Origin of the sequence: Pseudomonas sp. RL_5y_Pfl2_69, assembly GCF_963970465.1 — a bacterium.
GTDB lineage: Bacteria > Pseudomonadota > Gammaproteobacteria > Pseudomonadales > Pseudomonadaceae > Aquipseudomonas.
This window is the reverse complement of record NZ_CAXAOU010000016.1, coordinates 14574-37675: the sequence shown is the minus strand read 5'-3', so window position 1 is coordinate 37675 and position 23102 is coordinate 14574. Positions and strand designations below refer to the sequence as shown.

Below are 23102 nucleotides of genomic sequence, written 5' to 3'. Positions count from 1 at the left end.
CAGTCCGTCCCTCAAACAGCCTAACCCTTATGGACGATGTTCAAGGGGCGGGGCCGTTTGATTATCGCGATCACCTAAACGAGTGTGCGAGGGACCGCGAGCATGGGCATGCAGCGCTTTGTAAACAACTGCGCCGAGCAATTGATGGCCCGGCGCAATGTCCTGCTTGGCTTTTTTCTGCTGGTAACCCTGGCCTTGGGCTACAGCGCCACCCACGTACGGCTGGACCCCGGATTCAACAAGCAGATCCCGGTGCGTCATGCCTACATGCTCAACTTCCTGGACTTCAGCCGTATCTTCACCGGCGCCAATCGCCTGCTGGTCAGCGTGCACTGGAAAGGCCAGGGCGATCTCTACAACCCCGAGTTCCTCCAGACCCTGCAGAACGTCACCGACGACGTGTTTTACATCTCCGGGGTCAGTCGCCCCAGCGTGACCTCGCTGTTTACCCCCAACGTGCGTTACATCGAAATCACTGAAGACGGTTATGTCGGTGATCTGGTGGTGCCGCCGCAATATGCCGCCACGCCCGAAGACTTGCAGCAAGTGCGCAGTAATGCCGCGCGCTCAGGACAGATCGGCCGCTTGCTGGCCAACGATCTGAAATCGGCGATGGTGCGCGCCGACCTGCAGGACATCGACCCCAAAACCGGGCAACCGGTGAGCTACGTGCAGATCGCCCAGCGCCTGGAAGATATCCGCGCCAAATACAGCAGTGCCGATATCGAAATCAACATCGTCGGCTTTGCCAAGCTGGTGGGCGACGTGGTCGAAGGCCTGAATACGGTGATGGGCTTTTTCGCCATCGCATTCCTGATTACCGGTGTGCTGTTGTGGGTGTATTCGCGCTCGTGGCGCCTGACGCTGGTGGCGCTGTTTGTCGCCTTGCTGCCGGTCATCTGGCTGCTCGGCCTGTTGCCATTGCTGGGTCTTGGGATCGATCCAATGTCGATTCTGGTACCGTTCCTGATCTTCTCCATTGGCGTGTCACACGCCGTGCAAATGACCAACGCCTGGAAGCAGGAAGTGCTGGCCGGCAGTGACTCGGTCACTGCCGCCAAGGCGGCGTTCAGCAAGATATTTATCCCCGGTGCCCTGGCGTTGCTGATGAACGCCCTGGGTTTCGGGGTGATCATGCTGATCGATATCCCCATCGTTCACGAGCTGGGTGTTACGGCCTGCATCGGCGTGATGCTGATGATCATCACTAATAAGATCATGCTGCCGCTCATCATCGCGCATCTGCGACTTGAACCGCGCTTGATGACGGCAAAGGCGAACGTGTCTAACCAGCGCCACCCGCTGTGGTGGCGGGTATCAGCGCTGGCCACACCGGGCCCGGCCCTGTGGGTGTTCGCCCTGAGTCTGGTGCTATTGGCGGTGGGGGCTATCAAGGCCCGTGAGCTGGCGACCGGTGACATCGGCTCAGGTGCGCCGGAGCTGCGTGCCGACTCGCGCTACAACCAGGACAACCAGAAAATCATCAGCAATTACTCCATCGGGCTGGATGTGTTGTCGGTGTTCCTGACTATTCGCGATCGCAGTGAAGCCTGTCTGGATCCGGCGGTCATGCGGGCAGTGGAAACTTTCGACTACAAAATGCGCGAAGTGCCCGGTGTGCAATCGGTGCAAAGCGTGGCGGGCATGAGCAAGCAAGTGATTGCCGGCAACAATGAAGGCAATCCTCGCTGGGCAGCCATTCCGGGTTCGTCCCAGGGTTTGCAGCAGGGCGCCTATGCCTATTCGCCGGACTCGGGGCTGGTGACTGACGGCTGTCAGCAGATGCAGATTCTGGTGTTTTTGACCGACCATGAAGGCGCCACCGTGGCCCATGTGCTGGACGAGGCCAAGCGCATCATCGCCGCCATCCAGGTGCCGGGCGTGGAGTTCAAACTGGCGGGAGGCAACATCGGTGTCATGGCCGCGTCCAACGAAGCGGTCAAACACGCCGAGGTGGTGATGCTCGCCGCGTTGTTCTTCTCGGTGGCGCTGTTTTGCCTGCTGACCTTTCGCTCGGTGCGAGCCGTGTTATGCATCCTGGTGCCTCTGGCGATCGTCGCCGTGTTGTGCAATGCCCTGATGGCGCTGCTGGGCATTGGCCTCAAGGTGGCCACGCTGCCGGTGATGGCGCTGGGCGTGGGAGTAGGGGTGGACTACGGGATCTACCTTTACGAGCGCATCGAGCATGAAATGGCCGATGGGCAGGACCTGCGCGAAGCCTTCTACCGCGCCATGTGCCAGCGCGGCACCGCCGCGGTTTTTACCGCGCTGACCATGTCGCTGGGTGTGTGTACCTGGGTGTTCGCCCCCCTCAAGTTCCAGGCCGACATGGGCCTGCTGCTGGCCTTCATGTTTATGGTCAACGTGCTGGGCGCGATCTTCCTGCTTCCGGCGCTGGCCGCGTGGTTCAACCTGGGCAAGCCGTTGGTGGAGTCCGCTCCCACACGAGCATTTGCATGACCAATAAAAAAGGAGAACTCCATGGGACGCATCACCCACATGGGCGGCTGGCTGTCAGTCGCACTGGTTTTACACGGTTATAGCGGGCTGGCACTGGCCCAGGCACCTGCGGATCAGATCGCCCGGCTGGGCAAGGATCTGACCTGCGTCGGCGCACAGCAGGCGGGCAATGCCGAAGGCACAATCCCTGCGTTTGGCGGTCAATGGCTGGGTGCGGCGCCCGGGATGAAGTTCGAGGGTACGGGCAAGCATCCTGTGGATCCGTACCCCACCGAAAAGCCGCTGTTTGTGATCACCGCGCAAAACCTGAGTCAGTACGACGCCCATCTGTCCGAGGGGCAGAAAGCCCTGTTCAAGCTCTATCCGCAGACCTTTCGCATGCCGGTTTATCCTTCGCACCGCGACTTCCGTTTCTCTGACACCGTGTGCAAGGCCACCCTGGAAAATGCTTCGGTCGCCAAGCTGGTCGATGACGGTGAGGGCGTGGTTGCTCGCACCGGCGGTGTGGCATTCCCTATCCCGCAAAACGGTATCGAGCTGCTGAAAAATGCCTCGCTGTTTACCGTGCGGGCATGGACCGAGGAGTACACGTCAGACAACGCCTATGTGCTCAAGGACGGCAACATCAACTGGGGCCGTGTGCATTCGCGCAACATGGCGCCGGGCCTGGAGCCAGGCAAAATAGGTGATACCACCGGCAACTCATCTTTCTACCTCAACGAGACCCTGCTGCCACAGCGCGACAAGGGTGAAATCAATACCGGTACCGAGTACTGGAACGACAAGACCGAGCCGCGCCAGAGCTGGCGCTACGACCCCGGCACGCGTCGCGTTCGCCAATCCCCGGGTTACGGTTTCGACATGGCATTCCCGGGCTCGGGTGGTTCCATCACGGTCGACGAAGTTCGAATCTTCAACGGCTCTGCCCAGCGCTACAACTGGAATATCGTCGGCAAGAAAGAGCTGTATATCCCGTACAACACGGCGCGCTTGCATGACAGCAACCTCAAATACGCCAACCTGCTGACCCCGGGCCATATCAACCCCGACAACATGCGCTATGAGCTGCACCGCGTATGGGTGCTCGAAGGCGTACTCAAACCCGGCAACCGCCATCTGTATGGCAAGCGCACGATGTACATCGACGAAGACAGCTGGTTCCCGATCATGGGCGACAACTACGACAACCGTGGCGAGCTGTGGCGCACCTCGATGGTCAACTACTTCTATGCCCCGGAGACACAGACCTGGCAGGCGGGTGTTGGCCTGTATCACGACTTGAATGCGGGCAGCTACCTGGCGTTCAACCTGATCAACGAACAACGTAACGGCTATGTGCTGAACAAAGGCGGATTTGCGCCGGGGGATTTCGGCCCTGAAGCAGCACGCCGGGCCGGCAAGTAAACCTGTAACGCCCTGACTCCATCCAGCTGTCTGCCACGGGCCTTGCCTGTGCGCAGGCGGCTGGGCGGGGCAAAAAAAAACAATAACAAGGAGCAAGGCATGTTCAAGCAATACACGCGTTTTGTGGGGACCGGTTTGTTGTCGGGGTTAAGCGGCCTGGCGCTGGCTGCGCCCACCATCGAGCTGGGTGAAAACACCACGCTCGACTCATCGCTGACCGTGAACTACACGGCTTCGATGCGTACCGAAAAGCCTGATCACGAATACCTCAATAACATCAACTACGACGACGCCACGCGCAACTTCAAGCGCGGTTCACTGATCAATAATCGGGTCAGTGTGTTTGGCGAGCTGATGCTCAAGCACGACAACCTCGGCGCCGTGGTACGCGGCAGTCACTTTTATGACGAGGTCTACCATCAGCGCAACGACAACGATTCACCGGATACGGTCAACAAGACCGGACGCTACAACGACTTCAGCCAGGACACGCGCAAACTCAGTGGCAGCAAGGCGCGGCTGCTGGACGCCTACGTGTACGGCGACTTTACGGTCAATGACGACCAGTATTTATCCCTCAAGGCCGGGCGGCACCTGGTGGCCTGGGGTGAAAGCCTGTTCTGGCCCAACATCAGCCAGGGCCAGGCGCCAGTGGATTCGACCAAATTCAACGTACCGGGCACCGAAGCCAAGGATGCCTACTTGCCGGTCGGGCAAGTCTCGGGTTCGTGGTCGGTGAACGAAGATCTGGCCTTGCTCGGTTTCTATCAATACAAGTGGGAAGAAACCCAGCTCAATCCCGTGGGTGACTATTTTGGCAGCGACACCTTTGGCCCGGGCGCCGAGTTCTTTCGGCTGGCCCTGGGAGTCATCAATAATTTGCCGGATGCAGCGGCTGTCGGTTATGGCGGTTCAGTCAAACCGGGCAACAGTGGCGAGTGGGGCCTGGGCACCCGCTACCGGTTGACGCAAAACACCGAAATCGGCTTGTTTCACTACCGTTATCACGATCGGGTTCCGGCGCTGTTTTTCGACTTCACCGGGCAGACGCACTACTCCTCGCTGGGCAAGGTGGGTGGCAACGGCAATGGCCCGAGTTACCAGTTGGGCTACTTTGACAACATCAAGCTCACGGGCATGAGCTTCACCACAAAAGTCGGTGATTCGGTGCAGTTTGCCGGTGACCTGAGCTACCGCGATGGTGCCGCGGTGTACTTGAGCAATGGTGCCCCGGCCCGTGGCCAGGTGTGGCAGGGCAACCTGAACGCGGTGTACATGATTGGGCCGACGTTCATGGCGCAACAGACCACGTTGATGACCGAGGTGGTGCACCAGAGGATTCAAGGTGTGGATGACCTGACGATCAGCGGTGGTGGAGCGGGCACGGATGGCACCTTCAACACGTTCGTGTACGACGGGCAGACCCGTGGTTCAAGCCTGCTTGGTATCGGCGCGTATTTCGATCACCCCAACGTGTTTAACGGCTGGGATTTGACGACCAAAGCCACCTGGACCCAGAACATCGACGGCAGTGCCTACTCCGGGTTGGGGCGTGCCGAGAAGCGCCTGACAGTGGGGGGAGACTTTAAATACCTGGGTAACTTCCAGCTGGGGCTTACCTACGTGGCGTACTTGAGTTCGGCCGATATTGCCCAGGGGCGGACAATGGCTGACAGGGACTACCTGTCGTTTAACGGCAAGTACACGTTCTGACAGGTTGAGGTAAGGACTGCTGCGCAACGCCGTGGGAGCGGGCTTGCTCGCGATTCAGACGCCGCGGTTCAGCAGGGACACCGCGTCGATAGCATCGCGAGCAAGCCCGCTCCCACAGGTGCTAACGCGCTTCGCGCGGCATGCCCAACGCTCGTTCGGCAATGATGTTGCGCTGGATTTCACTACTGCCACCGTAGAGGGTGTCGGCCCTGGTAAACAGGAACAGGGCCTGCAGGCGGGTCAGCTCGTAAGGTGCCCCTGCCAGCAACTCGGCTTCAGGCCCCAGCACGTCCATCGCCAGCTTTCCAAGTTCCACATGCCAGGTGGACCACGCCAGCTTGTAGATTGTTGCTTCAGGTCGAAGGCTGCCGTCCTGAGCTCCGGACAACATGCGCAGCGAGTTGTAGCGCAACACACGCAAGCCGGCCCAGGACTGGGCAATGCGTTGACGTATGACGGGGTCCTGGGCCGCGCCATTGGCCCTGGCGATACGCACGACTTCGTCCAGTTCGTTCTGAAACTGCATCTGCTGCCCCAGGGTCGAAACCCCTCGCTCAAACCCCAGCAGCGCCATGGCAATTTTCCAGCCATCGCCAGGCTGGCCTATCATGTTGTGCGCTGACGTTCTGGCCTGATCAAAAAACACTTCGTTGAATTCGCAGGTGCCGGTCAATTGCTGGATCGGCTGAACCCGTATACCTGGCTGATCCATGGCGACCAGCAAAAAAGACAGGCCGCGATGGCCGACACTGCCCGGTTCGGTGCGTGCAAGCACAAAGCACCAATCCGACTCATGGGCCAGGGACGTCCAGACCTTTTGCCCGCTGATCAACCATTGGCCGCTGCTTTCATCGAAACTGGCGCGGGTCTTGATATTGGCCAGGTCGGAACCTGCGCCGGGCTCGGAATAGCCCTGGCACCAAAAATCCTGCCCAGACAGAATCGGCGGCAAAAAGCGCTGTTGCTGCTCGGGGGTGCCGAAGGCTGCAATGGTCGGTCCGACCAGACCCTCGCCGATATGACCCATGCGCCCCGGACCGCCCGCCCGGGCGTACTCTTCAAAAAAAATAACCTGCTGGTTGATACTCAGTCCACGGCCCCCATGCTCGGTGGCCCAACCGGCACCGACCCATTGCCCCTGAGCCAGTACCTGCTCCCAGCGTTTACGCAACGCGGGGGCAAAGTCTTCATCCCCTGGGCCACCACGAAAGCGCAGAACGGCAAATTCGCCAGTGAGGTGCGCTTGCATCCACTGGGCCACTCGTTGCCGGAACTGCTCATCTGCTGCGCTAAAGCCGATATTCATGTGCACTCTCCGAAAATCTGTCTGGCCAACTGCTCGCGATGAAATGCCGGAGTGCCGAGCATTTGCTCACTGGCCCGCGCTCGCTTGAAATACAAGTGCGGGTCGTATTCCCAGGTGAATCCCACGCCACCATGCAGCTGGATGGACTCGGCAGCGCACTGGAAAAAACCTTCGCTGGCGAAAATCTTGGCAGTGGCGGCGGCTTCTCCCAGTTGTTGTCGGGTGTCGGGATCGCCATCAATGTTCAGGCATTGATCGGCAATGCAGGCCGCGTAATAACTGGCGGACCGTGAGCACTCGATGGTCAGCATCAGATCGGCGCAACGGTGCTTGATGGCCTGGAAGCTGGCGATACGACGACCAAACTGTTCGCGCTCGTTTATGTATTTCAAGGTGATGTCCAGTGACTGCTGGGCACCTCCGGTCTGTTCGCCAGCCAGGCCAATGCAGGCGATATGCAGCACATCGCGCAGCATTGGCCAGCCTTGTCCCGGCTCGCTGAGCAAATGCTCGTCACAGACGGCAACGTCGTTCAGGGTGAGGGTGGCCAGGCGACGGGTCTGATCCAGTGTCGCCTGCGGCTGGCAAAGAATGCCGGGTGTGTCAGCAGGTAAAGCGAACAAGCGGATACCGGCTTCGCCGACGCTACCCGGAGTGCGAGCGGCAATGATCAGCAGGTCACAGTCGGCGCCGTCGATGACATAGCGATACTCGCCATTGAGGCGATACCCGCCTGCATGGCTTTGTGCATACACCTGCACGCCACAATCGTCCCAGCGGGGTGCGCTGGTATAGGCGAGGCTGGCGCGTACGTCTCCAGCGGCGATCAATGGCAACCAGCGCTCCTTGAGTGGCTCATTGCGGCTGAGCAACAGGGCGGGGGTGGCCAGGCAGCACGTAGCAAAAAAAGGCGTAGGCAGCAGGCAGCGTCCAAGTTGCTCCTGCAACAGGCAAACCTCGGCGAAGCCCAGTCCGAGTCCGCCATAGGCTTCAGGGATCGCCAGTGCAGGCCAGTACAGCTCCTTGGCTATTTGCGCCCATGTTTGGGGGTCATACCCACGTTCACTGCTCATTGCCGTGCGCACGGCGCTGGAGCTGGCAACCTGGGTCAAAAAACGCTCGGCAGACGCTTGAATCATTCGCTGTTCGTCAGTCAGGGCAAGCTCCATGGGGAGGCTCTCATCGTAGAAACACGACTCAAGTTTGCGAGCGCTCCGAGCGGGTGCAATCCCCAAGTCGGACTAGTCCGTTCAGGGTCCTGTGTCAGACTTCCGAATCCCAGATGACGGTGATATTGCCCGAGTACTTGCCTTGCTCGGTCATCATTTCTTCGACGTACCTTTTCTGGATTTCAAAATGCAGGGTCGAGGGTTTCTGTTCGACATAAAACGTGGACTTGAACTGTTGCTCCGTCGTGACTCCCAGTGGCTTGCGGGAGACTGAAGAGTCGTCGTTATTGGCAATACCATTGGGCATGCTGACCTGTACATCGACCGGTACTGCATGGCTGCCGTTACTGATGGCACAGGTATCACCGATTTGCCGCTCACAGGCCAGTTGCATCTTGAAGCGTGAACTGGCGGAAATCAGGAAAGACTGATCCCGGTATATCTTTTCAGCGATACGGCCTTTTTGCAGCCATTGTTGCCAACCGCCCTTGGGCGTCAGTTCGACTTTATTTGCGCCGGGTGGGATGCCAACTTTGAGGGTGTGTTGAACCTCTAGAGTGAAATTCAAGGACAGTACAGGGTCAGTGGGGATCATTAAATCGCCCATGTCAAAGTCCTGGTTTGGGCCGAGCATGTAGGTGAAGTTGCCAATGTATTCACCGGTGGACATGCCCAGAGGGTTGGGTGTTTTTATTTCATAGGCAAACTCAAGGTAGTTATAGGCAAAACCCGGGATATCAAATTTTGCCTGCTTGCTACAAGGGGTATCTCCTGTCGGTTGCCAGAAGAAGTTGTAGTCAGTTGAGTTAAACCCAAGTGAATGGCCTAAGCCATTACAGCCTGCAGGCGCAAAGTACCAAGCTTCTCCCCATAATAATAAATGCCCCGTGGCGTTGGGGACATCTTGTCCGACGAGAAGTGCAACTCTGTCGGATGTTCGGTACTGCGAGCCAAATGCCTTGATTCGTATTTCTACGGGTTCTTGCTCGCCCGTCACCCGGTGGGTGACAGTGAAGGTTCTCCATTCAGTGGGTATTTTAAATAGTGCGCCTTGGCGGGGGTCCGTATGATTGGCTGTAATGGGGGCGTTTGATGCGAACTTGGTGGCTATGCGTAAACTGAACATATTGTTAGCTTCGCATCTACTCTGGTTGGTCGCGCAAAAGCCACTTTGTGGTGTTTTATTGACGAACAGGTTGCGCGCAGGATTAGCTGGGTCTGGCTTGAACTCTGCCAAAAGCTCCAATTCGGCACTGTAAATAGACGATGTGCTAAAAAGCATCAGAGTACCAAGCAAGAGTATGGGGGAGATGTATGTTGATATTCTCTTCATGGTTTTTTGACTCTTCCGATCAGTCTATAGGCAGTTAAATTTCATCAAGGGTGGTCAGGGATGCTTCGATCAACGTGCCGCAAAGTGGCAGAAGCTTGAAGTCCCCTGGCAGCACACTGCTATTTTCCGAAAGGTGCCCAAGGCGTAGCCAGGTACGTCCAGTGGCATTCCTGCTGGGTTGTTATCAGCCTGATGGAAGTTGCGAATCAAAAATAATCAGCACATTGCCAAAATAGTCGCCCGGCTTGAAACCGTCTGCGGGCTCAGGTGCTTCGATGCGCAATGGCACCCGTAAACCGTCCCTTGCCTGCAATTCATTAACCACTTCGGTGCTGCTCAAGCTCAATAGCTGATTGTTGAATTTGACCTGAAGCGCAATGTCGAACCTGTCATTGGAAAGCTTTGGTTCGTAGCCCAGCCGGGCGGTGATGGCTCCGCTGCTACTGTGCACATCGAACAACGCGTTGATTGGATCAAGTGCGTTGTTCACCCTGTTCCACCCCATACGCTGCTCACGCTCAAGAAAACCAGGGTCGATGGGCAGTACGTAAAATTCCGCGGTCGGGATAGTGACAGAGACCTCAAACACATGTTCTTCCCGTGCGGCGAATGCCAGTGAATGAGCAGCCAGCAGCATTAATGCCAGTGCACCGCGCAGGGATTGCTTACCGAGGGGGCTCATTGCCCTTTGACCTCAATAGTCTTAACAGCGCTGCCCTCAACCAGTTTGAAGCGATATTGGCGACCTGCCTCTTTGGCAACCTTCAAGGTGCGACCTGCCAGGATATGATTTGTGGTGATGGGTTTGCAGTCCTGCGGGTTCTTGACGGAGCAGTCTTTGAACTCCTCTACCACCACGACCGTGTTGCCGTTGTTACGCAGTGAATATTGCTGTGGGGTGTCTTCTATTTTGGTATCAAAACGCGGGTTTTTCGGGCGAACGATAAATATGGTGCCGTAACCGGCCATCACATTGACCCCGGCCGACAAGGTTTTTTTGTACTCGTCGGAGTCCTCTTGAGAGATGGCGAACTCATCTTCCTTTTCAGGAACAACAGGCACAAAACGTAAGCGAAAGTAGCGCTCTTTGTCCCGGGAGCCTTTGGAGAGCAGGCGGGTGCCCTGGGTGCCCTTGGCGGGAATGATCAGGCGGGCCGGACTGGCGATCAGGCCGTCGCGCATGGCGTCGCTGCCTTGAGTAGTGAGGGGCACTTCTGCGGTGCTGCCATCAGGCTTGTAAAGAATTTCGAGTATCGAAATACGTACAAAGGCGGTGCTGTCGCCACCGTTATAGACACGTTTCAAATAGGTGCTTTTGTCGCCGTCCATGTAGTCGAATACGGTTCCGACATTGATATTCGGGCCTGCAATGGCACCAAAGGAAATGGCCCATAAACTGAGTATTACACCTGCAAATTTCATGTTTGTTTCCTGCGCTTTATAGTTGCTGACGGGCAGCATCAAGTTTTCGAATGCCAATGAACGGCCCTGCTTCGTTTGTAATCACCGTCCTGGTCGAGCATTTTTTATAATGCTTTTTTGATGTCCTGAACCGACGCTTTATTTCGACGGCTTATATAGTTTCGGTGTGACCCACTCAATGCCCTTTGCCATGTGAGCAGTGATGCAGCCCTGTAAACTTAAATATAGCTTCAACGGCTTCTTGTCGTTAACTGTGCAGGTATTAACCTGACACTTTGTCGGCATTCACCGACCCCGCCAGGGTATCTGCTGTACACCGCAAATCGCCGATTTCCATCACATTGTTTTGCACGCTGGTTTTGTTCATGTCGATGCGGAACTGGCAGAGCAATGCTTCGCCCTTGCGTACTTCAAGCGTCGGGGTGGAGGCGTTCATTTCCATCGAAAAGAATCCATCCACTTCAGTCACGCCACGGCTGGCGTGATTGATGATGTGATGGCCCTTGAGCGGGTTGCCCTGCGGATCAATCAGGCGCCCGAGTACGGTGACGGTGTTCACCACTTTGATCGTGCGGTAGTCCACGCCGCCTTTATTAAGGTGATAGCGGGTGCGTTGCGGCTGAATGGAGGCAGCGGGTACGTCGGTTCCCTGAAAGTCGAAACTGACGGAGCTGCTTTTATAAGCCGTGATGGGGATAAAGTTGCGCCCGGGGCGAAGTATCGTACTGCCGCCGCTCAAGTCATCAGCGCGCAGGGTGATATCGGCAATATCGGACTCCACATCAACAATCATCCCGGCGCCTTGTCCATTGGGCTGGTTGGTCATCACCATTTTCGAGCCGCTCAAGGCCACGGTGCTGTCCAGGTTCAGCCCGCCGCTCAGCTTGCCGTTATACGAGGAGCGTTGCAGGAACGAATCGCCCGTCAAAACGTTGGTCTGGAAGGAGGCCCGACCACTGAGCCCGACCCCATAGGTGTCCGTAGTTGCCGTGGCGCTCACACTTTGCAGGGTATGGTCCTTGAGATCTTTTCGGTAGGTGAGCGATGCATTGTTGTCACGTGCGCCATCGCGGCTTGTGCGTGAACCCAGGCTGGCTGACCACTGCTCACCCGGCCCGCCGAGGGCCAGGGAGACACTCAGGTCAATCCCGCGATTGCGCTGATTGCCGGTACCGAGGCTGCCGGGTCGGTCGAATACCGACAAACGCCAGTTTCCGTCGCTGCCAAACAGGTGTGTTGATTGTGACCATCCCAGATCAAGTCCGTAGCCCTTGGTATAGCCATCGCTATGAGTGAGGCGTGCATTGAGGTTGCTCTTTGCGTCGACACGGTGGTTGACGGATACCGACGAGCTGCTTGTCTGACCCACATACGAAGGCTTTTTACGCAGGCGCGTGCCGTCCGGGAGGGTTTCGTAGGTATCGCGAGTGTCGAGCCAGCTGCGGGTATGGTTGAGCGCAATGTTGCCCTGGCCATAATTGTACTGGCCGTTGAGATCAACCCCGGTGCCGTAGTTTTGGGTCTGGAACACGTTGGCGTACAGGCTGGCGTTGTCGGCCAGGGTCCAGTCAATGGAGGTGCCCCATTGCAGATCGTTTTTGATCTGCCGCCCGGACAACCCGAGTATCAAACGCGGGTGCAGCAGATAATTGAGCGAAGCCCCGGCGGTCATCTCGCCGTTGTCTTGGGTGTCGTAGTTGCTCAGCAGTTTGCTCTCGCGCCCGGCAAACAGGTTGTAGCGCCATGGGTCATCGAGGTTGCGCCAGTTGGCCGGTTTATAGACCAGCTCCGAGGTTGTGCTACTGACCTGACCATCTTCGACCAGGCGTACTTCAACTTCATAGATACCGCCGGGCAAGGGGCGGGTATCCAGGCTTTGCAAGCCTGCAGGCACCATTTGAGTATTGATCAACAAACCATTGCGGTAGATCTCTACGGTTGCTTGACGGTTAGCGGTCACATAAATGGGATATACGCTGGGTTTGGGCTGATTTATGGTCAGGCTGTCGGAGCTGCCATACATCACGCCAAAGGTGGTGTCAGGGCTGGCGCCGAAGGTGCGGATCTGTCGGGTCAGGCCAAGTGAACTGGGGGTGAAATAGCCCAGACGCAAGAATTGACCTTCCAGTTCGCGCTGGGTATAGGCGTCATGGACGGCATGCTTGATCTGGGTTTGATCCGGGTCGGCAACCTTCGAGAACTGCATGTTCAGGGTCTGGGTCCAGTTGCCGAGGCTGCTGCTGGCCTCAAGGCCGTAGCGACCGCCAAGTTGTTCTTGCTGGCCTGTTGTCAGGTTCAGCTGGTTGCGTACGATTAATCCAGTGCTGCCATCGACGGGCAGTTCGTGGTACTGGCTTTGCAAATAAGCTGATTCGGCTTTACCGGTCAGCAATGAAAGCAGCGAGTTTTCAAGGTTGTAATGAACGGCTATTAATTGCTCAGGGCATTTAGTAGTACACGCACCCAGTTGCACGCCTTGTTTGAGGTACTCTGCCCAGAGGTCACTTTCACTGGGTGATACTTTGCTGCCGTTCAAGTCGGTAAACTCTAGAAGGGTCATGCGATCATCGCGTGTCAGTACGACCATGGCTTCACCCACCAACTGTGAGTCGCGCTCGACTTGAACAGCCAGCGGGACGTCAAACAGGTGTTCTTCAAAGTCGGCGGGCAAACCTTTGGCCTGTACCAGCAAACTTCTAGGTGTAGCACCATTGCCTTCAGCGGCTGCCAATGAAGCAGCAGATAACAACAAGGCAAGTGATGCCGCAATGCGCGTCATTTGAAACATGTACGCAATACTCTGGTAACAAATCAGGAGCTTTATAACTGCACTCGGTCAACGTTTAACTTGGCCGAGTGCAGACATTGCTTGATGGTCAGTCCAACGGGGGAGTCATGATCATGGAGCGATGTTTTCGAACATCACGGTGTATGAAGAGGTGTAATCACCCGTGGCTCCGGCAGGAAAAGTGCCCGCGGAAATCACCAGGTTTGCAGCCCCCCCAGCAACAGCGGTAGCAACAGGAACGACCTCAAGAGAAGCGCCGGTCAACTCGATATTGTTGAATTTGGTCGATAGCGGGATTTTTTGCGCAGGGTTACCGTTGGAGAGGAAAGCTGGACCACCATCGATATAAGCCTTGATTGCGCTTGCACTGGTCTTGAACTGATATCGGCGGACAATATCGCTCAGGCTGCCGTTGGCAACGTCGTAACTCATAGCTACTGGTGCAGAACCACCAAAAGTGATGTCGTCAGGCCCTATCTGGAATTCAGCAGGTGGAATTGTCGCGGTGAGTTGAATGGCAGTGCTGCCGGTGAAGGTTGCTGCCATGCCGACAGTGGATACGCCAATTGCAAGAACGCCGGCAACCAAAGCCAATTTACTTTTAAACATGAATATATACCTGTGTTTTAAGGGACAAAGCGCCTCAGGGATGAACTGAGATTTTTAATGTACTCATCAGTAAGTGAATGATGGGTTTTGCGCCAGAGCATCAGGGGAACATCGGGCGTTATTGAGCGTTCATAACTGAAGAGCCATCACGGTGCGCAGACTAGTCGAATGCTGGTGAGTGTTTAAGTAGTCATAGCCTTATGCTTTTGTAGTCTTTTTCCTGCGCTGGCTGAAGGGGGAGTCTTTCGGGTGCTTTTTAAAAAATATTCTTGTTGAGAAATATTAGCTATATCAAATGGATGCGATTTTTCCGCTTGGCAGCTGCTGTGGTTCGCAAGGTGGTGTGATCGGGAGGTTGCCGAATTGCGGATGAAATAATGGCCGGTGCTATATCGTAGGCAAAGTGTTTGTTATGTCGGGGGGTGAGGCTGAGTTATGTTGTTTGGTTGAATTATAATCATGTTGTTAGCCTGAAGGTTTTATGGGCTTGAGTTGCCTATTTAGGTGTGTTTTAACGTGGGCTCTGTTGAATTAAGTGGAGTACGAATATGAACAGCCCATATAAGTATCAGCCTGAGAGCGATCTTGGCGAGGGTTTGGACAGACGATCAGTACGTGAGCGAGGGAGTCGAAATCCGAGGGTCTTCGCGGCAGGGGATTTGAAGTTGTTGTTATTGTCGCTGGTCAGTGAACAACCGCGCCATGGTTATGATTTGATCCAGCAAGTCGAAGCGCTTTTCGATGGTGCTTACAGTCCCAGCCCGGGTGTTATTTATCCGACCATGGCGTTTCTGGAGGCGGGCGAGTTGGTAGTGCCCACTCTGGAGGGCGAAAAAAAGAGCTACAGCATTACCGACATCGGTCGTGCTTTTCTTGCCCAGCAGCACGTTGCACTCAGTGGCGTCCGGATGCGCATCGATGTCAGCAGGCGCTCGCTACGCAGCCAGCACCGGCCCGAAGAAATACACGAGGCCGTGCATAACCTGCGCCATGCCCTGCAACTGCATCAGGGGCTGTGGAGCCCTTCCGAGATCCAGCGTGTGCATGACTTGCTCAATAACACGGCAAAAGCCATCGTCGACGGCCCTGCCAGATTTGAGTAACCCCGCGTGATACAACCCATAGCTGCCGGGGAGCTCAGGCTTGCCAAGCTCTTCGGCAGCTAAACAGCCTGTACACCCGTTAGTCTCAACGGACGATGATCCACCCCCGGCGCGTTCCCATACTGCTCCCATGCCTTTGCCAACCCGGGAGCACATGTGAACAGCGCAACTCATACCGCATTTCACACCAGTATCGACGCAGGCGTCGCTGAACTGGTGATCGACAGGCCACCCGTCAATGCCCTCAACAGCCAGGAGTGGCTGGACCTGGCGCAGACCCTGGAAGCGCTTGGCCAGGATCCTGAGGTCCGTGTGATCGTGATTCGTGCCGAGGGCCGCGGTTTTTGCGCAGGGGTCGATATCAAGGAGCTCGACGCCCACCCGGAACTGATCGTCAAGGTCAACGCAGGCAACTACGCCACCTTCAAGGCGGTGCATCGCAATCCGGTGCCGGTGATTGTCGCGGTTCACGGTTTTGTACTGGGTGGCGGGATCGGGATTACCGGCGCCGCCGATATCGTCGTGGCTTCCGATTGCGCCACGTTTGCCCTGCCGGAAGTAGACCGCGGCGCGATGGGCGGTGGTGCCCACCTACAGCGTTTGTTCCCGGTACAAAAAGTGCGCTATCTGTTTTTTACCGGCGACAAGATCGGCGCTGTAGAAGCCCAGCAGTACGGCTTTATCGAGCGCGTAGTGCCCCGTGAGCAACTGCGTGAAACCGCGCTGCACATTGCCCACAAAATCGCGGGCAAAAGCCCCGCCATGATCCGCATCGCCAAAGAAGCGTTGAACGGGATCGAAGACGGCAACCTGGAAGACAAATATCGCTGGGAGCAGGGTTTTACGCTTCAGGCCTACACCAGTGCTGACTCCGCCGAAACTCGCCGTGCGTTCGTTGAAAAACGCGACGCCAAGTTCTGAGGAACCGACCATGGAACTGACTTATTCGCCCAAACAAAAGGCTTTCCGTCAGGAGGTCAGGCAATGGCTGGCGGCTAATCTGCCGTCCGAACCCCTCGCCAGTTACGACACCCGCGAAGGCTTTGAGCAGCATCGCCAGTGGGAAGCCAAGTTGTTCGACAGTCGTCTGTCGATGGTGATGTGGCCCACCGAACTGGGTGGCCGTGGCTGCGATCTGATCGAGTGGCTGATTTTCGAAGAAGAATATTACGGTGCGGGCGCCCCCATGCGGGTCAATCAGAACGGCCAGTTATTGCTCGGGCCCACCCTGATGGAGTTCGGCACCGAAGCACAGAAAAAACGCTTTCTGCCGCGCATGGCGGCCAGTGCCGACATGTGGGCCCAGGGCTGGTCCGAGCCAAACGCCGGTTCTGACATGGCTGCGATCACCAGCAAGGCCACCCGTGATGGCGAGGGCTATGTGCTCAATGGCCAGAAAACCTGGTCGACCCGGGCCATTTTTGCCGACTGGCTGTTTGGTCTGTTTCGCAGTGATCCCACTTCCAGCCGTCACCACGGGTTGTCATTTGTCATGGTGCCGCTCAATGCGCCGGGTGTGACGGTGCGTCCCATCAAGGCCCTGAACGGCAAGGACGCATTTGCCGAAGTGTTCTTCGATGACGTGCGCATCCCGCTGGAAAATCGCATTGGCGATGAAGGGCAGGGCTGGCATGTGGCTATGGCCACTGCCGGTTTCGAGCGCGGCCTGCTGCTGCGTTCACCGGCGCGTTTTCAGTACACGGCGCGCAAATTGGTGGAGCTGTATCAGGCCAACCGTGCCAGTGCCGACCGTGACCCGAGCCTGGGTGATGCGGTGTGCAAGGCCTGGATGGATGCGCAAGCCTACGCCTTGTCCGCCTACCACACCGTGGGCCGGCTGAGCCGTGGGGCGCAGATTGGCGCTGAGTCGAGCACCAACAAAATCATCTGGTCGGAACTTGATCTGCGCATGCACGAAACCGCCATGCGCATCCTGGGTGCCAGTGGCGAACTGACCGGTAAATCGGCAGACGGCCACGACTGGCTGGAGGGCTTTCTGTTTGCTCAGGCAGGTCCCATCTACGCAGGCACCAACGAGATTCAGCGCAATATCATTGCCGAGCGCATGCTCGGTCTGCCGAAGTGAGGCCGGGGATGGACTTTACCTTTACCGATGACCAGCAAACCTTCCGCGAAGCCATCAGCCGTTTTCTGATGACTGAAGCCGCGCCGGAAATGCTCCGTGAAATCTGGGAAACCGATGTCGGCCGTTCCCCGGATCTGCGCAACAAAATTGCCGAGCAGGGCCTTACGGCACTGTCGATTCCTGAAGCCTTTGGTGGTCTGGGCATGGATGACGTGGCCTGGGCCTTGATGACGCAGGAGTTGGGTTACTACGCCATACCTGATTCGCTGGCCGATACCGCTTATGTGGCCAGCGCCCTGATCGCGGGCTTGCCCGAGAGCGTTGCCCAGCGCGGCGAGTGGCTGGAAGGTATAGCCGATGGCAGCTTGCGGGTTGCCATCGGGCACCCGGTCAATCCGCTGGTGGCGGATGCCGCCCATGCTGATCTGTTGCTGCTGGCCCATGGCGATGAGGTTCACGCCGTACCTCGCAGCCAGGTGGATGTCCAGGGTCACAGCAGCCTGGATGCCTCTCGGCGTCTGGCGCAGGTCAGCTGGCAACCTTGTGCTGCAACGCGGGTGGCGCAGGGCGAACAGGGTCGTGAACTGTGGTCGCAGACGCTTAACCGTGGCGCGCTGTCAGTGGCCGGACAGTTGCTCGGGCTGGCGCAACGCATGCTGGATCTGTCGGTGGATTACGCCGCGCAGCGCAAACAGTTCGGCAAGCCGATCGGCAGTTTTCAGGCGGTCAAACACCACCTGGCCGACGTTGCCACCCAGCTCGAATTCGCCAAGCCGGTGCTGTATCGCGCCGCTTACGCCCTGGCTCACAACGAACCGAATGCAGCCGTGTGGGTGTCCCAGGCGCGTCTGGCCAGCTGTGAAGCAAGCTGGCTGGCGGCTCGCCACGGTATTCAGGTACATGGCGCGATGGGGTACACCTGGGAAGTCGACCTGCAGATGTTCATGAAACGCGCCTGGGCACTGGACAGCGCCTGGGGCGACCGTGCGCTGCACAAGACCCGTGTGGCCGAGTATGTATTGAGTGGCGCGGCGCCTCTGGGCCCCGGTCACACGTTCGAGGATTGACCGATGCCCCAAGCCTATATTGTTGACGCGCTGCGCAGCCCTACCGGCAAGCGCAAGGGCGGTTTGGCCCATGTCCATGCAATCGATCTGGGTGCCCATGTGCTCAAGGCACTGGTCGAGCGCAACCAGATCCCGGCGGACGAATATGACGACGTGATTTTTGGTTGCGTCGACACCATCGGCTCCCAGGCCGGTGATATCGCCCGCACCAGTTGGCTGGCCGCAGGGCTGCCACTCAACGTGCCTGGCACCACCATCGACCGCCAGTGCGGTTCCTCGCAGCAGGCGCTGCATTTTGCCGCGCAAGCCGTGATGAGTGGCACCCAGGATGTGATTGCCGTAGGCGGCGTACAGACCATGACCCAGATCCCGATTTCGTCGGCGATGCTGGCCGGTCAGCCGCTGGGTTTCAGTGACCCGTTTTCCGGCAGCAAGGGGTGGCGGGCGCGCTTTGGCGATCAGCCGGTCAACCAGTTTTACGCCGCCCAGCGCATTGCGGATCACTGGAATATCAGCCGCCAGCAAATGGAAGCCTACGCACTTGAAAGCCATCGCCGGGCGCTGGATGCCATTGCCGGGCGCCGTTTGGTGAACGAGATCGTGCCCTGTGAAGGGGTATGGGACGACGAAACGCCGCGCCACACCAGCCTGGCAAAAATGGCCGAGCTGGAGCCGGTGTCTGCCGAGTTTCCGTCGATCACTGCTGCAGTTTCCAGCCAGACCTGCGACGCCTCGGCCGCTTTGCTGGTGGTTTCTGAGGCGGCACTCAAGCGCTACAACCTGACACCACGGGCGCGGATCCACCACCTCTCGGTGCTGGGCGACGACCCGATCTGGCACCTGACCGCGCCGATTGCCGCCACCCGCGCCGCGCTGAAAAAAGCCGGCATGAACATCGCTGACATTGACCGGGTCGAGATCAACGAAGCGTTCGCCTCGGTGGTCATGGCCTGGGCCAAGGAACTGGATTTTGACCCCGCCAGAACCAATGCCAACGGCGGCGCAATTGCCTTGGGGCATCCACTGGGTGCCAGCGGGGCACGGTTGATGACCAGCCTGCTTAACCAGCTGGAGCAAAGCGGCGGCCGCTATGGCCTGCAGACCATGTGCGAAGGCGGTGGGCAAGCCAACGTGACGATTATTGAACGCCTCTAGGAGCATTGACATGGCAATTTGTGCAGGACGTACTGTCATCATCACGGGCGCGGGCGGTGGACTGGGTCGTGCCTATGCGCTGGCTTTCGCCGGGCAGGGTGCCAACGTAGTGGTCAACGATATTCGCCGCGAAGCCGCTGAAGAAGTGGTCGCGCAGATTCGCGAGGCAGGTGGCCAGGCCATCGCCAACGCGGATGACATCACCACCCTGGCCACGGCACAACAGATCGTGGATGCCGCCCTAGCTGCATTCGGCGAAGTGCATGTGGTGGTCAACAACGCCGGTATTTTGCGCGACCGCATGTTTATCAGCCTCAGCGAGGACGATTGGGATGCCGTGATGCGCGTGCACCTCAAGGGGCATTTCTGCCTGGCCAACATCCTTGGCAAACGCTGGCGTGACCTGGCCAAGGCCGGCCAGCCGGTGGCCGCAAGAATCATCAACACCACGTCGGGAGCGGGCTTGCAGGGCTCGGTCGGGCAGTCCAACTACAGCGCTGCCAAAGGCGCCATTGCAGCGCTGACCCTGGTGCAGGCGGCTGAACTGGCGCGTTACGGCGTTACCGCCAATGCCCTGGCCCCGGCGGCACGCACCTCGATGACCGAGAGCGCGATGCCGGACCTGGTGAAAAAGCCCGAAGACGGAGCTTTCGACGCCTGGGCCCCGGAAAACGTTGCGCCGCTGGTGGTGTGGTTGGGCAGCGAACTGTCGGGGGATGTGACCGGGCAAATCATCGAAAGCCAGGGCGGGCGATTGTCCGTGGGCGATGGTTGGCGCACCGGCGTGACCCGCGACAAGGGTGCGCAACTGCAGCCAGAAGAAGTCGGTGTAGCCATGGGCCAGATCCTGGCAGAAGCACCTGCACCGCAAAGGGTGTGGGGCAGCTGACGAGTGATGCCCGCTCCCACACTTGAGCCGCGTTGCTCTTAATTACGCTCCCACAGCGGGGCTATCGTTTTAACCAGAGATTTAAACCATGAGACAAGCGCCTCCTTACGTGCCCGGTCACCAGTTGCTCGCGGGCAAGTCGATCTTGATCACCGCCGCCGCTGGCGCAGGTATCGGTTATGCCGCTGCCAAACGCTGCGCCGAAGAAGGCTGCCGCGCCTTGATGATTTCCGATATTCATCCGCGCCGCCTCGAAGAAGCGGTCGAGCGTCTCAAGGCGGAAACCGGATTGCAGGCGGTGTACGGCCAGCTGTGCAACGTCACCGTCGAAGCCGATGTACAAGCGTTGGTCGCCGCCGCTGAAGAAGCCTTGGGCGGGGTCGATGTGCTGATCAATAACGCAGGTCTTGGCGGCCAGGTACGCCTCACCGAAATGACCGATCAACAGTGGTCCTCCGTGCTGGATATCACCCTGACCGGCACCATGCGCATGACCCGCGCCATGCTTCCGCACATGGAGCGCCGTGGCGCCGGGGCCATCGTCAACAACGCCTCGGTGCTGGGGTGGCGGGCGCAGAAAGAACAGGCTCATTACGCCGCCGCCAAGGCCGGGGTCATGGCTCTGACCCGTTGCAGTGCGCTGGAAGCGGCCGAGAGCGGGGTGCGGATCAATGCCGTGGCGCCGTCCATTGCCTTGCATGACTTCCTGAAAAAAGCCTCCAGCAGTGAACTGCTGGAGCAACTGACCAGCCGCGAAGCCTTCGGTCGCGCCGCTGAAGTGTGGGAAGTGGCCAACGTCATGGTGTTCCTGGCCAGCGATTACGCCTCATACATGGTTGGCGAAGTGCTGCCTGTCAGCTCGCAACAGGCCTGAGGATCACACCATGAGTACGCTATTTAGCAGCGCCGGGCAGTTGCTCGCCGCACGTGGCCAAGACCTGGGGCACACCGACTGGCTTGTGCTGACCCAGGAGCGGATCAACCTGTTTGCCGAGGCCACGGGCGATCACCAGTGGATCCATGTTGACCCTGAGCGTGCAGCCAAGGGGCCGTTCGGTGCTTGCATTGCCCACGGCTACCTGACCCTGGCACTGGCCAATCTGTTTATGCCGCAACTGATGCAGTTCGAAAACCTGGCAATGGGTGTCAATTACGGCAGTGACCGGTTGCGCTTTCCGGCTGCGGTCAAGGTCGGTTCGCGGGTGCGCGGGCATGGCCAGATCGTGGAGGTCGAGGCACTGGGCCAGGCATTGCAGGCAGTGGTTCGCATCAGTGTCGAGATCGAGGGCAGCGAGCGCCCCGGCTGCGTGGTGGACACCATCAGCCGTTACACCTTCAACCCTATTGAGAAGTGAGCCCTGAACATGAACCTGAATGACGTTGTGATTGTATCCACGGCCCGAACTGCCTTGACCAAGTCTTTCCGGGGCTCGTTCAACGACACGGAAGCGCCGGTGCTGGGCGGGCACGTGGTACGCGCCGTCGTCGAGCGCGCCGGGATAGAACCGGGCTCGGTGGAAGACGTGATCATGGGCGCCGCCGCCCAGCAAGGCACCCAGGGCTACAACATCGGACGCTTGTGTGCCAACACCGGCGGCCTGCCCAATACCGTGCCGGGCATGGCGATTGACCGCATGTGCGCCTCGGGCCTGATGAGTATCGGGGTGGCTGCCAAAGGCATCATGACCGGCGAAATGTCGATCGCCGTGGCCGGTGGTGTGGAGTCATTGTCCCTGACCCAGAACAAGTACAAAAACACCTACCGTGCACAGTCCGAGGCGGTGCTTGAATGCATGCCCACGGCCTATATCCCGATGCTCGAAACCGCTGAAATCGTGGCTCGCCGCTACAACATCAGCCGTGAAGTACAGGACCAGTATTCCCTGCAAAGCCAGCAGCGCACTGCCGCTGCCCAGGCGGGTGGTCTGTTCGGTGACGAAATCGTCCCGCTGGCTGCGCGCAAGCTGTGCTTTGACAAAGAAGGCAAGCCCAGCGGTTATCAGGACGTGATCGCGGATCGCGACGAATGCAATCGTCCGTCCACCACCCTTGAGGATCTGGTGGCACTCAAGCCGGTCTGGAAGGACGGTAAATGGGTCCAGCAGGGGGAATTCATCACGGCGGGCAACGCCTCGCAGTTCTCCGATGGCGCCTCGGCGGTCTTGATGATGAGCCGTGCCGAAGCCAAACAGCGCGGGATCGAAGCATTGGGTGTGTATCGCGGGATCGCGGTGAGTGGCTGTGCGCCGGAAGAAATGGGGATTGGCCCGGTGTTCGCGATTCCAAAACTGCTCAAGCGGTTTGGCCTGACCGTATCGGACATTGACCTGTGGGAGATCAACGAAGCGTTCGCCTGCCAGGTGGTGTACTGCCGCGACTTTCTGCAGATCCCCAACGACCGCCTGAACGTTAACGGCGGGGCGATTTCCATTGGTCATCCGTTCGGCATGTCGGGAGCCCGGATGGTGGGCCACAGCCTGCTCGAAGGCCGCCGCCGTGGCGCCCGGTTTGTCGTGGTCGCCATGTGCATCGGCGGCGGCATGGGGGCTGCCGGGTTGTTCGAGCTGGATTGAAGCGCTTTTGATCGCGGGGGTGCGG

General features: G+C 58.2%; 19 protein-coding genes. 12 read left to right on the top strand and 7 right to left on the bottom strand.

Features of this window, described 5'->3' with window-relative positions:
- The first annotated feature begins 108 nt into the window (after positions 1-108).
- From AACY07_RS22305 to AACY07_RS22295, 3 genes are all read left to right on the top strand, one after another.
- Positions 109-2460, top strand: a complete 2352-nt coding sequence (locus AACY07_RS22305) for an efflux RND transporter permease subunit (protein WP_339477722.1) — start codon at positions 109-111, stop codon at positions 2458-2460.
- Between the two features lie 21 nt (positions 2461-2481).
- Entirely contained in the window at positions 2482-3864 is a 1383-nt protein-coding gene (locus AACY07_RS22300; protein WP_133078261.1) for a DUF1329 domain-containing protein, read from the top strand.
- 99 nt (positions 3865-3963) lie between these two features.
- A complete protein-coding gene (locus AACY07_RS22295; protein WP_339477720.1) occupies positions 3964-5577 on the top strand; it encodes a DUF1302 domain-containing protein in 1614 nt (537 codons plus the stop codon).
- Positions 5578-5698: 121 nt separating this feature from the next.
- On the opposite strand, the gene AACY07_RS22290 is transcribed toward AACY07_RS22295, so the two are convergent.
- The 7 genes from AACY07_RS22290 to AACY07_RS22260 all read right to left on the bottom strand — a co-directional run bounded on the left by AACY07_RS22290 (position 5699) and on the right by AACY07_RS22260 (position 14204).
- Positions 5699-6883, bottom strand: coding sequence for an acyl-CoA dehydrogenase family protein (locus AACY07_RS22290; RefSeq protein WP_339477718.1), 1185 nt, complete (start codon positions 6881-6883; stop codon positions 5699-5701).
- Positions 6880-8052 carry an acyl-CoA dehydrogenase family protein gene (locus tag AACY07_RS22285; RefSeq protein WP_339477715.1) on the bottom strand — a complete coding sequence of 391 codons (1173 nt, stop codon included), beginning with the start codon at positions 8050-8052 and terminating at the stop codon, positions 6880-6882. Before AACY07_RS22285 ends, AACY07_RS22290 begins: the two co-directional genes overlap by 4 nt.
- Before the next feature lie 94 nt (positions 8053-8146).
- The gene (locus tag AACY07_RS22280; protein WP_339477713.1) at positions 8147-9385 is read right to left on the bottom strand and encodes a hypothetical protein; all 1239 of its coding nucleotides are present in this window, start codon (positions 9383-9385) and stop codon (positions 8147-8149) included.
- A gap of 184 nt (positions 9386-9569) precedes the next feature.
- On the bottom strand, positions 9570-10022 hold the full coding sequence (locus tag AACY07_RS22275; RefSeq protein WP_339477711.1) for a CS1 type fimbrial major subunit: 453 nt from the start codon (positions 10020-10022) through the stop codon (positions 9570-9572).
- A gap of 41 nt (positions 10023-10063) precedes the next feature.
- Complete coding sequence (locus tag AACY07_RS22270) at positions 10064-10807, bottom strand: molecular chaperone (protein ID WP_339477879.1); 744 nt, start codon at positions 10805-10807, stop codon at positions 10064-10066.
- Positions 10808-11069: 262 nt separating this feature from the next.
- Positions 11070-13595: a TcfC E-set like domain-containing protein gene (locus AACY07_RS22265; protein ID WP_339477709.1), complete on the bottom strand. Its 2526-nt coding sequence runs from the start codon at positions 13593-13595 to the stop codon at positions 11070-11072.
- Positions 13596-13706: 111 nt separating this feature from the next.
- On the bottom strand, positions 13707-14204 hold the full coding sequence (locus AACY07_RS22260; protein ID WP_339477707.1) for an adhesin: 498 nt from the start codon (positions 14202-14204) through the stop codon (positions 13707-13709).
- Positions 14205-14752: 548 nt separating this feature from the next.
- On the opposite strand from AACY07_RS22260, the gene AACY07_RS22255 reads away from it, so the two are divergent.
- The 9 genes from AACY07_RS22255 to AACY07_RS22215 all read left to right on the top strand — a co-directional run bounded on the left by AACY07_RS22255 (position 14753) and on the right by AACY07_RS22215 (position 23077).
- Positions 14753-15307, top strand: a complete 555-nt coding sequence (locus AACY07_RS22255; RefSeq protein WP_339477705.1) for a PadR family transcriptional regulator — start codon at positions 14753-14755, stop codon at positions 15305-15307.
- A 156-nt stretch (positions 15308-15463) separates the two neighbouring features.
- Positions 15464-16228, top strand: coding sequence for an enoyl-CoA hydratase family protein (locus AACY07_RS22250; protein WP_339477703.1), 765 nt, complete (start codon positions 15464-15466; stop codon positions 16226-16228).
- A 10-nt stretch (positions 16229-16238) separates the two neighbouring features.
- Positions 16239-17393, top strand: a complete 1155-nt coding sequence (locus AACY07_RS22245; protein ID WP_133079692.1) for an acyl-CoA dehydrogenase family protein — start codon at positions 16239-16241, stop codon at positions 17391-17393.
- Positions 17394-17401: 8 nt separating this feature from the next.
- The gene (locus AACY07_RS22240) at positions 17402-18460 is read left to right on the top strand and encodes an acyl-CoA dehydrogenase family protein (protein WP_339477701.1); all 1059 of its coding nucleotides are present in this window, start codon (positions 17402-17404) and stop codon (positions 18458-18460) included.
- Between the two features lie 3 nt (positions 18461-18463).
- Positions 18464-19615 (top strand): acetyl-CoA C-acetyltransferase, encoded by a 1152-nt coding sequence (locus AACY07_RS22235; protein ID WP_133079694.1) that lies wholly within the window; start codon positions 18464-18466, stop codon positions 19613-19615.
- A gap of 10 nt (positions 19616-19625) precedes the next feature.
- The gene (locus AACY07_RS22230) at positions 19626-20504 is read left to right on the top strand and encodes an SDR family oxidoreductase (protein WP_219261322.1); all 879 of its coding nucleotides are present in this window, start codon (positions 19626-19628) and stop codon (positions 20502-20504) included.
- Between the two features lie 88 nt (positions 20505-20592).
- Entirely contained in the window at positions 20593-21378 is a 786-nt protein-coding gene (locus tag AACY07_RS22225) for an SDR family oxidoreductase (RefSeq protein ID WP_003446457.1), read from the top strand.
- Positions 21379-21388: 10 nt separating this feature from the next.
- Complete coding sequence (locus AACY07_RS22220) at positions 21389-21859, top strand: MaoC family dehydratase (protein ID WP_133079696.1); 471 nt, start codon at positions 21389-21391, stop codon at positions 21857-21859.
- 9 nt (positions 21860-21868) lie between these two features.
- Entirely contained in the window at positions 21869-23077 is a 1209-nt protein-coding gene (locus tag AACY07_RS22215) for an acetyl-CoA C-acyltransferase (RefSeq protein WP_339477697.1), read from the top strand.
- The last annotated feature ends 25 nt before the right edge of the window (positions 23078-23102 follow it).